This is a genomic window from Flavobacterium sp. 103 (assembly GCF_003096795.1).
Lineage (GTDB): Bacteria > Bacteroidota > Bacteroidia > Flavobacteriales > Flavobacteriaceae > Flavobacterium.
Map to the genome: position 1 here is coordinate 4,258,764 of NZ_QENX01000001.1, position 11,106 is coordinate 4,269,869.

11 protein-coding genes are annotated in these 11,106 nt (G+C 33.3%); 10 read left to right on the forward strand and 1 reads right to left on the reverse strand.

All coding sequences use genetic code 11. The annotated features are described in order from the left end of the window. The first annotated feature begins 1 nt into the window (after position 1). The 4 genes from C8C85_RS18060 to C8C85_RS18075 all read left to right on the forward strand — a co-directional run bounded on the left by C8C85_RS18060 (position 2) and on the right by C8C85_RS18075 (position 4,309). A complete protein-coding gene (locus C8C85_RS18060; RefSeq protein ID WP_077377454.1) occupies positions 2–547 on the forward strand; it encodes a helix-turn-helix domain-containing protein in 546 nt (181 codons plus the stop codon). A gap of 58 nt (positions 548–605) precedes the next feature. Beyond that, complete coding sequence (locus C8C85_RS18065) at positions 606–3,497, forward strand: PAS domain S-box protein (RefSeq protein ID WP_116798265.1); 2,892 nt, start codon at positions 606–608, stop codon at positions 3,495–3,497. Next, the gene (locus C8C85_RS18070) at positions 3,494–3,928 is read left to right on the forward strand and encodes a response regulator (RefSeq protein WP_116798266.1); all 435 of its coding nucleotides are present in this window, start codon (positions 3,494–3,496) and stop codon (positions 3,926–3,928) included. Before C8C85_RS18065 ends, C8C85_RS18070 begins: the two co-directional genes overlap by 4 nt. A 186-nt stretch (positions 3,929–4,114) precedes the next feature. Further along, entirely contained in the window at positions 4,115–4,309 is a 195-nt protein-coding gene (locus tag C8C85_RS18075; protein ID WP_111411367.1) for a hypothetical protein, read from the forward strand. Positions 4,310–4,530: 221 nt separating this feature from the next. Here the strand turns inward: C8C85_RS18075 and C8C85_RS18080 are convergent, their stop codons facing one another. Then, positions 4,531–5,136 (reverse strand): 2,3-bisphosphoglycerate-dependent phosphoglycerate mutase, encoded by a 606-nt coding sequence (locus C8C85_RS18080; protein ID WP_116798267.1) that lies wholly within the window; start codon positions 5,134–5,136, stop codon positions 4,531–4,533. 313 nt (positions 5,137–5,449) lie between these two features. On the opposite strand from C8C85_RS18080, the gene C8C85_RS18085 reads away from it, so the two are divergent. The 6 genes from C8C85_RS18085 (at position 5,450) to C8C85_RS18720 (ending at position 10,920) form a co-directional block, all read left to right on the forward strand. Beyond that, positions 5,450–5,923: a Dps family protein gene (locus tag C8C85_RS18085; protein WP_116798268.1), complete on the forward strand. Its 474-nt coding sequence runs from the start codon at positions 5,450–5,452 to the stop codon at positions 5,921–5,923. A gap of 23 nt (positions 5,924–5,946) precedes the next feature. Next, complete coding sequence (locus C8C85_RS18495; protein WP_165818134.1) at positions 5,947–6,120, forward strand: hypothetical protein; 174 nt, start codon at positions 5,947–5,949, stop codon at positions 6,118–6,120. Positions 6,121–6,159: 39 nt separating this feature from the next. Next, positions 6,160–6,741 carry an NADPH-dependent FMN reductase gene (locus C8C85_RS18090; RefSeq protein WP_116798269.1) on the forward strand — a complete coding sequence of 194 codons (582 nt, stop codon included), beginning with the start codon at positions 6,160–6,162 and terminating at the stop codon, positions 6,739–6,741. A gap of 97 nt (positions 6,742–6,838) precedes the next feature. Beyond that, entirely contained in the window at positions 6,839–7,915 is a 1,077-nt protein-coding gene (locus tag C8C85_RS18095) for an AI-2E family transporter (protein ID WP_116798270.1), read from the forward strand. A gap of 169 nt (positions 7,916–8,084) precedes the next feature. Then, positions 8,085–9,158, forward strand: a complete 1,074-nt coding sequence (locus tag C8C85_RS18715) for an OmpA family protein (RefSeq protein ID WP_116798271.1) — start codon at positions 8,085–8,087, stop codon at positions 9,156–9,158. 307 nt (positions 9,159–9,465) lie between these two features. After that, entirely contained in the window at positions 9,466–10,920 is a 1,455-nt protein-coding gene (locus tag C8C85_RS18720) for an OmpA family protein (protein WP_116798272.1), read from the forward strand. Positions 10,921–11,106: the final 186 nt, after the last annotated feature.

The following is an 11,106-nucleotide window of genomic DNA, read 5'->3' on the forward strand; positions in this document are numbered from 1 at the left end:
CATGGTTAGTAATCGCTGCAAAATGGCGGTAAAAGAAGAATTGAAGAAACTTGGTCTGCACTTTATTGTGGTTGATTTAGGCGAAGTGGAAATCATGGAAACTATTTCTATGTATCAAAGAGAGCAACTCAAAATAGGCTTAATCGATTCGGGACTCGAATTGATGGATGATAAAAGAGCCATGCTTATCGAAAAAATAAAAAATGTAATTATTGAATTGGTACATCATACTGATGAAAACATTAAAATTAATTTTTCCGACTATTTGCATGAAAAATTAAATCACGATTATACCTATATGTCCAATCTTTTTTCGGAAGTACAAGGAACTACAATCGAACAATTTATCATTTCGCACAAGACCGAAAGAATTAAAGAATTGATTATTTATGGCGAACTCAATATCACTGAAATCGCTTGGAAAATGGGATATAGCAGCGTAGCTCACTTATCGAGTCAGTTCAAAAAAGTAACAGGCCTATCTCCTACCCACTTTAAACAATTAAAAGACAAAAGACGAAGCCCAATTGAGGAAATTGGGAATTAAGTACAACTTCATCTTTAAAATTCCACTATAAATTTAACCAACAATACCACGTTTCCCAATGCAAGAATCACAATATGCCAGAAGTTTAATAGAAGCCAGTTTGGATCCTTTGGTTACCATTAGTACCGAAGGCAAGATTACGGATATGAATGAAGCATTGACTCATATTACTGGAATATCGAGAGAGGAATTGACAGGGACTTATTTTAAAGATTATTTTACTGAGCCAAAAAAAGCACACGATGTTTATCAAGAAGTTTTTTCTAAAAGCTCAGTTTCTGATTCTCCGCTTACACTTCGCCACAAAAATGGAAAATTAACAGAAGTGCTATTTAATGGTTCTGTATATCGTGACAATAATGGGAATATAAAGGGAGTAGTAATTGTAGCACGAGATATAGCCGAACAAAAATGGGCGCTGGAATTGAGAAATGCTAATAAAGAATTGGCCTTTCAAAATGATGAAAAAGAAAAACGTGCAGATGAATTAGGCATAGCCAACAAAGAATTAGCTTTTCAAAACGAAGAAAAAGAAAAACGTGCTGCCGAATTAGGTATTGCCAACAAAGAATTGGCATACCAAAATGATGAAAAAGAAAAACGCGCAGATGAATTAGGAATTGCCAATAAGGAATTGGCTTTTCAAAATACAGAAAAAGAGAAAAGAGCTGCAGAGTTGGTTATTGCAAATGAAGAGCTGGCCTACCAAAATAAAGTCAAAGAAAAAAGAGCTGCTGAGTTAGTTATTGCCAACAAAGAATTGGCTTTTCAAAATGATGAAAAAGAAAAAAGAGCAGATGAATTATACATTGCCAACAAAGAGCTTATTTTTCAAACAGGTGAGAAAGAAAACAGAGCAGCCGAACTTGTAATTGCTGATCTGGAACTTGAATTTCAAAGCAAAGAGAAAGAGAAACGTGAGATTGCCAACAAAGAATTAGAGGCCCATAGTTATTCCCTTAAATTGGCTTCCCAATATTCTTTGAGTTTAATTGAAGCCAGTCGGGATCCTTTATTTACCATTTCACCAAACGGAAAAATTACGGACACCAATGATGCAACAGTTCGAGTTACTGGTGTATCCAGAAAAAAACTTATAGGTTCTGATTTTATTAATTATTTCACAGAGCCTCAAAAAGCTCGGGATGGATATAAAAAAGTTTTTACGAAAGGCTTTGTCGTCGATTATCCGCTAACTATAAAAGACGAAAAATTTACCGATGTTTTGTTTAACGGCTCGGTTTACAAAGATGATTTAGGAAATGTGGTTGGTGCAGTTGTGGTTGCCAGAGATATTACCGAACAAAAGCGAATTGCAACAGAATTATTTGAAGCCAAAGTCTTTGCTGAATTGGCAACAGTAATAGCCGAAGAAGCAAAAAGTAAAGCAGAATTGGCTACTAAAATTGCTGAAAATGCCGTAAAAGCAAAACAGCAATTTTTATCGAACATGAGTCATGAGATTCGGACACCGATGAATGCCATAATTGGATTTACGAAAGTGGTCTTAAAAACAGAATTATCAGCCAAACAAAAGGAATATCTGATGGCGATAAAAATGAGTGGCGATGCGCTAATCGTGCTTATAAATGACATTTTGGATTTAGCAAAAGTAGATGCGGGAAAAATGACTTTTGAGCAAAGTCCTTTCAAAATAAAAAAATCATTATCTTCTATGCTTCATTTATTTGAAACAAAAATTCAGGAAAAAAACTTAAAATTAGTTTCTGAATACGACGATAAAATCCCAGAAGTCTTAGTTGGAGATGCAATTCGTTTGCACCAAATTATTTTAAATTTGGTTAGTAATGCAGTAAAATTCACAAATAAAGGGGTCATTACCGTAAGCGTTCATTTAATGTTTGAAGACGACGAAAAAGTAATTATTGAATTTGCAGTCAAAGACACCGGAATAGGAATAGGAGAAGATAAAATTGACCGAATTTTTGAAAATTTCCAACAAGCATCAAGTGGAACTTCCCGATTATATGGAGGTACAGGTCTTGGACTTGCTATTGTAAAACAACTGGTAGAATCTCAAGGAGGAAGTATTAGGGTCAAAAGTAAAATAAACGAGTATTCCCGTTTTAGTTTTACTTTACCTTTTCTAAAAACGAAAGAAGATGCAGAACTAGAAAATGAAATTATGGAATTGGATAATGAAATCAAAGGCATCAAAGTCTTGGTTGTTGAAGATATGGCTCTCAATCAATTGTTGATGAAAACGGTATTGGATGATTTTGGCTTTGAACGTGATATCGCCGAAAACGGAAAAATTGCCATCGAAAAACTCAAAACAAATCAATACGATGTTGTTTTGATGGATTTACAAATGCCTGAAATGAACGGTTTTGAAGCCACAGAATACATTAGAGAAACATTGAAATTGACAATCCCAATAATTGCTCTGACGGCAGACGTCACAACTGTAGATTTGGCTAAATGTAAAGCTGTGGGCATGAACGATTATATTGCAAAACCCATTGATGAAAGAGTATTATACAGCAAAATTGTAGGTTTAATACAAAAGCCTAAAAATTTAAAACCAAAGAATACTATCAAAACAGGGGGTTCAGAAGTGGAAAAAGTAAAATACATCAATTTAGATTACTTGAACCACCGCACCAAATCCAATCCAAAATTGATGATTGAAATGATTGGGCTATATCTGGAACAAACGCCTGAGCTAATCAGTACATTAAAACAAAGTTTGTTAGATCAAGATTGGAGTATGCTAAATGCTGCCATTCACAAAATGATTCCCTCATTTTCAATTATGGGAATGCATTCCGATTTTGAAAATATGGCAAAAAAAATTCAGGAATTTGTGGCAATACAACAACAAAATGATGAAATGGAAAGTATGGTATTGAAACTTGAAGATGCATGTACGCAGGCCTGTAAAGAATTAGAGCTAGAATTAGAAACACTAAAAAAATCCCTAAAATGAATAGCACAAACAAAATAAAACTGTTCTTAGTCGATGATGACGCCTTATTCTTGAAATCTTTGGAAATTGAGTTTTTGGATCATGCTGATTTTGAAATAGAAACCTACTCTACCGGTGAACTTTGCCTTGCCAATTTATCCAATAACCCAGATGTTATTATTTTGGATTATCATCTGGATGGTATTGATAGAAATGCGATAAACGGTATCGCGACCTTGGACAAAATAAAAGCATTCAATCCTGAAATTGCTGTTATTATGCTGTCTTCTCAGGATAAAATTGATGTAGCTATCGATTGTATGCATCATCAGGCCTTTGATTATGTGGTTAAAAGCGAAACGGCTTTTGTTCGTTTGCAAAAAATAATATCATCTCTTTACGAGTTTAGAAAAATGAAAAAAGAACTAAGCTGGTATATGGACAGGATGTAATTAAAATAATTTCAAATTCTATCGCATTATAAATTTTAAAAATAAAAATCATGAAATGAGCATGAACGTAAATTGGTCGCAATTGAAAATCATCGAATACCAATATAAAATAGTAACCGATGAGATAAACACTAATGACGATATGCGAATTACATACAACAATAATAATCAATAAATATCTACATTATGAATATCAAAAGAATCTTCGGCGCATTATTAACAGCACTCGGTATCGGTGGGCTTATTTATGATGCAGTAATATTTACTAACACTTCTGGCAGTGAAAGGGACATTAAAGCATTAATCATCTATGGAATTTTAGGAACTGTTTTCTTTATAGCAGGAATTAGTTTAGTGCGTACTACAAAAGATGAATCTTAGATTTGTATAACACAAACTAAAAAATTCTTTATAAATATATTTCCCATCAAAAAAACAATAGTGTTTTTTACTGATTTGCCAGGTTGGCGCAACGGCATCAAGAACATAGGAGTTTTCCAACCTTACATCTATGACCAACGAAATGGTACACGAGCTTGATAACCGTTAATCAGTTAAAAATATTCTCCTTTGCTTTAAACCATTACATATTTTGCGGCTTTTTATAAGTATTTTACAGACTTTAAATTTAGATTAGCATCAAAAATATAATGTCTTGGTAAGCCGGTAGGGATTTCAAAATTGACAATTTCAGTCTTGCTGATACCTTCCAGATACATTACTAAAGCTCTTAGACTATTGCCGTGAGCGACTATCAAAACATTTTGTCCAGTTCTAAGTTTTGGTTCTATTTCTTTTCTAAAATAAGGGACTACCCTATCGTAAGTATCGGCTAAACTTTCGCCATCTGGCGGCCGAGTATCATAACTTCTTCTCCAAATTTCTACTTGTTTAGAACTGTATTTTTTTGAGACTTCGTCTTTGTTTTGTCCTTGCAAACTTCCATATCTTCTTTCATTTAAAGCTTTATCTGCTATAATAGGGATCGTAGTTTGGTGAATTACTTCCAAAATTATTCTCAAAGATTCCTCTGCTCGTTTTAGAACAGAAGTGTATGCAATATTATATTCAAAATTCTTCAACTTGATTCCTGCTTGTTTTGCTTCTTCTTTTCCCAAAGGAGTAAGTGCCACATCTACATTACCGGTAAATAGATTCTCTAAATTATAAATCGACTGTCCGTGCCGAATAAGTGTCAATATTGCCATACTTATTTCTTTATTACATTTTTAAACCCGAAATACCAGCGAATTTGATTGAGAATTCAACATCCTAATTTTGGTAAAATTTCTATGAAATGCAGGATAAATAAATTCTATTTTTAGAATCTAAAATATTGATTTATAAGTAAATAAAAACGAATAATATCTGTAAATTCTATAACTATTATCAAAAGTTATACAACAGTATTTCATGCTTAAGTTTCCATCTTTGTATTCTAAAGGTTTCTGATTTTGAATAATCTAGATCAGAATTTTAAAAAAAAAAATAGTCGTAAAACAGCATTAAAAACTAGAAAATATGGAACCACAAATTGGAATTACGAAACAAAATTTACAAAAAAGCATTGCAGTCTTATCTTCAGTTTTAGCAGATGAAATGACTTTATATATAAAAATACGAAAATTCCATTGGAATGTATCTGGCAATAGTTTTATGGAATTACACATATTATTTGAAAACCAATACAAACAATTAGAATCTTCAATTGATGAAATTGCTGAACGCATCAGTAAATTGGGAGGGAAAGCTATTGGCACCATGAAAGAATTTTCAGAACTGACAAGACTTAAAGAAAATCCAAATAAATATCCTTCACAAAAGGATATGCTACTGGAACTATTAGAAGATCATGAAACCATTATTATTGAACAACGCAAAGATGTAACAGTCTGTGCTGAAGAAAATAATGATGCTGGTTCAGCAGATTTTTTGACTGGCTTAATGGAAGACCACGAAACAATGGCCTGGAAACTTAGAAGATACTTAAGTTAAGTCAATACAAAAAAACTATAAAAATGTATAAAGTAGAAAAAGAATTAGGGTTCAGTTCCAAAAGTCATTGCAAAGTGGGTAAAGTAACTTCTAGAAAAAATGCTGCAGTTGATACTGGCTCCATTCAATTTGATTTTAAAACAGAAGCTTTTAAAAAATCCAATGTTCTATTTATAGAAAAAATAAGAACTCTTTAGGTTCACTTCATTCTATAAAAATATATAAAAAGAAAAGTCATGTATCATATTTCAATTATTTCGTCGAGTATAAGAACAGGTAGAAAAAGCCACAGTGTCGCATTGTACTTGCAAAAGTATCTCGTAGAAAATGAATTGGCGGCAGTCGAAATATTAGATCTGAAAAGCTATAATTTCCCAATATTTGAAGAGCGATTGGAATTTCAAGTTAAACCGACAGCTCAGGTACTTGAATTTACTGATAAAATCAAAGCTTCAGAAGGTATTATTATCGTTACACCGGAGTACAATGGAGGTTATCCCGCTAGTTTAAAAAATGTTATTGATCTTTTGTACGCCGAATGGGAACGTAAACCTATTGGAATTTCCACTGTTTCGTCCGGAGGATATGCTGGATCACAAGTCTTGATTTTTTTACAATTCGTACTTTGGAAAATTAAAGCATTTACCATTCCTGCAACTTTTCAGATTGCAAAAGTTCAGAATGAATTTGATGATTTAGGAAATGCCATCCACAAAGCCGCAACTGATAAACTGGCGTCTGCTTTCATAAAAGAATTGCTTTGGTCAATAAAATTGGTCAAAAAAGAATTTTATTCATCGGACGTAATTAGCATATAAAGAAAAAGAGTTTCATTCGAGTGTTTTCCGCAAGAAGGCACTCGAATTTTTAATTGGGGTAACTCAATACTATAATTTTTAAAATAAAAAATAAAAAATGACTGCCTCCTCAACTATTGTCACAAAGAAATTATTCCTATTTTTTCTTCTTATAACAGGTTTATATTATGGGAAAGTTTTCCTTATGCCTTTTGTAATTGGAGGAATTTTGGCTACCCTTTTTTTACCTTTTTGCAATTGGATGGAAAAAAAGAAAATTCCAAAAGGAATAGCAGTATTTCTTTGTTTTTTTGCTTTATTCCTTTTTCTTTCTGGCTTAATTGCACTACTGAGTTGGAAAATATCTGAAGTGATGAACGATATCACTCTTTTAAAAGATAAGGCCATTGATACTGTTGTCTACATTCAAAAATACATTTACAGCCATTTTAATATTTCGATAGAAGAACAGTACAAAATTTTGAAAGAGGAAAAACCTTCTTATTCAAATATGGTGCAAATGCTATTAAGTTCGCTGGCGATTACATTAACTAATCTTATTTTGGTCACGGCTTATTTTTTATTTTTGTTGTACTATCGCTCGCATATCAAACAATTTATCTTAAAACTTACTGCCATTTCAGAGCAAAAAGCAATGGAACAAGTAATACACAAGGTGGCCAATGTATCGCAACAGTATTTGATTGGCCTTTCAAAAATGATCGTTTGTTTATGGATTATGTATTATATCGGTTTTAGCTTTATTGGATTAGAAAACGCACTCTTTTTTGCCATACTATGTGGATTCCTAGAAATCATTCCTTTTGTCGGTAACATCACTGGAACGGCACTTACGATTTTAATTGCAGCCATGCATGGAGGCAATTTAATTCTACTTGGTGGTATTGCCATTACATACGGAATCGTTCAATTTATACAAGGCTGGTTGCTTGAGCCTTTGATGCTAGGACCTCAAGTAAAAATTAATCCTTTATTTACGATTATTGCACTAGTACTAGGTGAACTACTTTGGGGAATTCCTGGAATTATTTTGGCAATACCATTAACTGCCATGCTAAAAATCATCTGTGATCATGTTGAAGCATTGAAACCTTATGGCTTTTTGATAGGAGAAATTGAAAGCAAAAAATCTACAAATTCAAGTTTTTTCAAAAAAATAAAAGCCCTATTATAACGAATAGTAAAAGTCAATTTATTATTCCAAAAAAGAACCGCAAACATCCAAACTCATTTTATAATTTATTTAAAAAGGTGTGAATCATGTAACTAATAGAAAAAGTTATGTAACACTTAAAATCAATTTGTGAATGACCTTTGATATAAACAATTAAAAAAACACAAAAATGAAAAAATTATTATTCATATGTATATGTTTAGCATTTACATATAGTACAGAAGCAAAAACGGGAAAACTAAAATGGGATATTAAAATTTCTGAAACTAAAGCTTCACCTATTGGAGATTTAGAAAATGATTTTTATAAAACAAATATTCCGTTTTATGGAGTTGGAAACTTAGCAACTACGCTTCTTGATGAAATAAAGGATACTGATAATGACGGTGTTTCCGACAGAAATGATAAATGTCCTAATACTCCTGCTGGTGTCGCTGTTGACAAAACTGGATGTCCTCTTGATAAAGATATAGATGGTGTTGCCGATTATTTAGACGAATGTCCCGATGTACTAGGATTAGGAACCTTGAATGGTTGTCCTGATACTGATAAAGACGGAATAGCTGACAGCAAAGACCGTTGTCCTGATGTTGCCGGTTCAGTTGACTTAAAAGGCTGCCAGGATGTTGATAAAGACGGTGTTGCAGACATTGATGATAAATGCCCGAATACAACTGCAGGTTACAAAGTAAATGCATCTGGGTGTCCTTTAGACAATGATAATGATGGTGTAGCCAATGAAGTGGATCTCTGTCCTGATGCTGCTGGGCCATTAGCACTAAAAGGTTGTGCAGATACTGATGGCGATGGTGTAACAGATAATGTTGACCGTTGTCCAAGCGAGAAAGGGAATATTATTGACAAAGGCTGTCCTACAATTGCACCAGTAGACGTCAAAAAAATAGCTGATATTGCAGGTAAACTTTTCTTCGAGAATGGCAGTGCAGAGTTAAAAATATCGTCTTATGTTCAACTTGATTATTTGGTGGTCATATTAAAACGTTATAATGCGACTGATTTGCAAATTGGTGGTCATACTGATAATGTGGGTGGTGACCTCGCTAATATAGACTTATCAAAACAACGTGCCGAATCTGTAAAAACTTATTTAATCAGCAAAGGAATACCTGAAACTAGGCTTACTGCTTTAGGATTTGGAGACGGTAAACCAATTGCCGACAACAAAACTGCTTCAGGCAGAGCCAAAAACAGAAGAGTTGAATTGATAACAACATATAAATAGTTTATTCTATTTTTTTGGATATTTATTTTTAAGGGGAGATCGTTGTAAAAAACGATCTCTTTTTTTTTGTTTAAAACCAGAATAAAATTGCAACAATAATTTAAATACAAAAACTAAAACCGTAAAGTGGAATATATTGCAATTTTACAGAATTATTATAAATAATTGAGTATCAATATATAAAATCAATTAAATCTTTTGATTCTTTCAATAAAGGTGTGAATGATGCAACTATTAACAAAAGTTTTGTAACTCAAAAAATCGATTTATGAGTCACCTTTGATTAAATAATTAAACATAACACAAAATGAAAAAATTACTATTCTTATGTACGTGCTTAGCATTTACATTTATTGTGAATGCACAAACCGAAGACCGAAAATGGAATATCGGAATATCTGGTGGAGCAACTCAATATAATGGAGATCTTGGAAATGACTTCTATAAAACCGATATGACTTTTTATGGAGTTGGAGGTTTGTCAGTTTCCAGATATTTAGGAAAATATTTTGATTTGAACTTAGCTGCAAATAAAGGAACTGTTGCTTATAATCGACCTGATGGATATTTCAACAGTGAGTTTTCATCTCTTGCCCTAAATTTAAAAATCAATTTATTAAATCCAGATTACGTGGTAAGACCATACGTTTTTGGAGGATTAGGAGTTATGCTCTTTGATAAAAAACTAGATGTTAACAGTAAAAAAATCGATTATATTTTGCCAACAGCGGGTGGTGGATTAACCTTTAGGCTGAGCCCTGTTGTTATGCTTAATGTACAAGAAACCTTTATGTTTACGGATGGTGATGATAGAGACGGTGTTTCTGGCGGAAGCAAAGATTCGTTCCTAATGCATACTGTGGGATTATCTTTCAACTTAGGAGAGAAAAAAGATGCCGACAAAGATGGTGTTTCAGACAGAAATGACAAATGTCCAGACACACCAGCAGGTATAGTTGTAGACAAAAACGGTTGTCCTCTTGATAAAGACAATGACGGTGTTGCCGATTATTTAGACGAATGCCCTGAAGTTGCGGGATCACCAGCCTTAAATGGTTGTCCAGACAGAGACAAAGATGGTGTTGCCGATGCCAAAGACCGTTGTCCTGATGTTGCTGGACCAGTCGCTTTAAGAGGTTGTCCTGATGTAGATAATGATGGTGTTGCAGATATCGATGATAAATGTCCAAATACCCCTGCTGGTCAAAAAGTTGACGCTGCTGGATGTCCTATGGATAATGACAAAGATGGTGTTGTAAACAGTGAAGACCGTTGTCCTGATGCTGCTGGACCAGTTGCCCTAAAAGGTTGTCCTGATTCAGATGGTGATGGTGTTCCGGATATTGATGACCGTTGTCCTACCGTGAAAGGAAACATCATTAACAAAGGATGTCCAGAAATTGCACCAAAAGATGTTAAAAGAATTGCCTATATCGCTGGTAAACTTTTCTTCGAAAATGCAAGCGCTAAGTTGAAAACATCTTCTTACGTACAACTAAACGAGTTAGTTCTCATACTAAATCGTTACGAAGCAACCAATTTACAAATTGAAGGTCATACAGACAGTAATGGTAGTGATGCATATAACATCAAATTATCACAACAACGTATGGAGTCAGTAAAACAATATTTAGTTAGCAAAGGTATCTCTGAAAGTAGATTACTTGCTTTAGGATTTGGAGAAGGTAAACCAATAGCAAGCAATAAAACTGCTGCTGGTCGTGCCAAAAACAGAAGAGTTGAGTTAAAAACAACTTATTAAAGAGTTTATTTTTTTTTTTGAATGTTTTTTTCCGAAAGAGGTTGTTGCAAAACAACCTCTTTTTTTTGTTATAATCTAAAACATATTAAATAACAAATTTGGCATATAAAAAGAGACTCATTCAAAACAGTAAATAGTATAACTTATTAAAATAAAATTGTAACCCTGTTTGGCATTATAAATAGA

What these genes read in the sequence shown, in the direction of transcription:
- C8C85_RS18060 (WP_077377454.1), top strand. Translation starts at nt 2, where the DNA reads ATGGTTAGTAATCGCTGCAAAATGGCGGTAAAAGAAGAATTGAAGAAA.
- C8C85_RS18065 (WP_116798265.1), top strand. Translation starts at nt 606, where the DNA reads ATGCAAGAATCACAATATGCCAGAAGTTTAATAGAAGCCAGTTTGGAT.
- C8C85_RS18070 (WP_116798266.1), top strand. Translation starts at nt 3,494, where the DNA reads ATGAATAGCACAAACAAAATAAAACTGTTCTTAGTCGATGATGACGCC.
- C8C85_RS18075 (WP_111411367.1), top strand. Translation starts at nt 4,115, where the DNA reads ATGAATATCAAAAGAATCTTCGGCGCATTATTAACAGCACTCGGTATC.
- C8C85_RS18080 (WP_116798267.1), bottom strand. Translation starts at nt 5,136, where the DNA reads ATGGCAATATTGACACTTATTCGGCACGGACAGTCGATTTATAATTTA.
- C8C85_RS18085 (WP_116798268.1), top strand. Translation starts at nt 5,450, where the DNA reads ATGGAACCACAAATTGGAATTACGAAACAAAATTTACAAAAAAGCATT.
- C8C85_RS18495 (WP_165818134.1), top strand. Translation starts at nt 5,947, where the DNA reads ATGTATAAAGTAGAAAAAGAATTAGGGTTCAGTTCCAAAAGTCATTGC.
- C8C85_RS18090 (WP_116798269.1), top strand. Translation starts at nt 6,160, where the DNA reads ATGTATCATATTTCAATTATTTCGTCGAGTATAAGAACAGGTAGAAAA.
- C8C85_RS18095 (WP_116798270.1), top strand. Translation starts at nt 6,839, where the DNA reads ATGACTGCCTCCTCAACTATTGTCACAAAGAAATTATTCCTATTTTTT.
- C8C85_RS18715 (WP_116798271.1), top strand. Translation starts at nt 8,085, where the DNA reads ATGAAAAAATTATTATTCATATGTATATGTTTAGCATTTACATATAGT.
- C8C85_RS18720 (WP_116798272.1), top strand. Translation starts at nt 9,466, where the DNA reads ATGAAAAAATTACTATTCTTATGTACGTGCTTAGCATTTACATTTATT.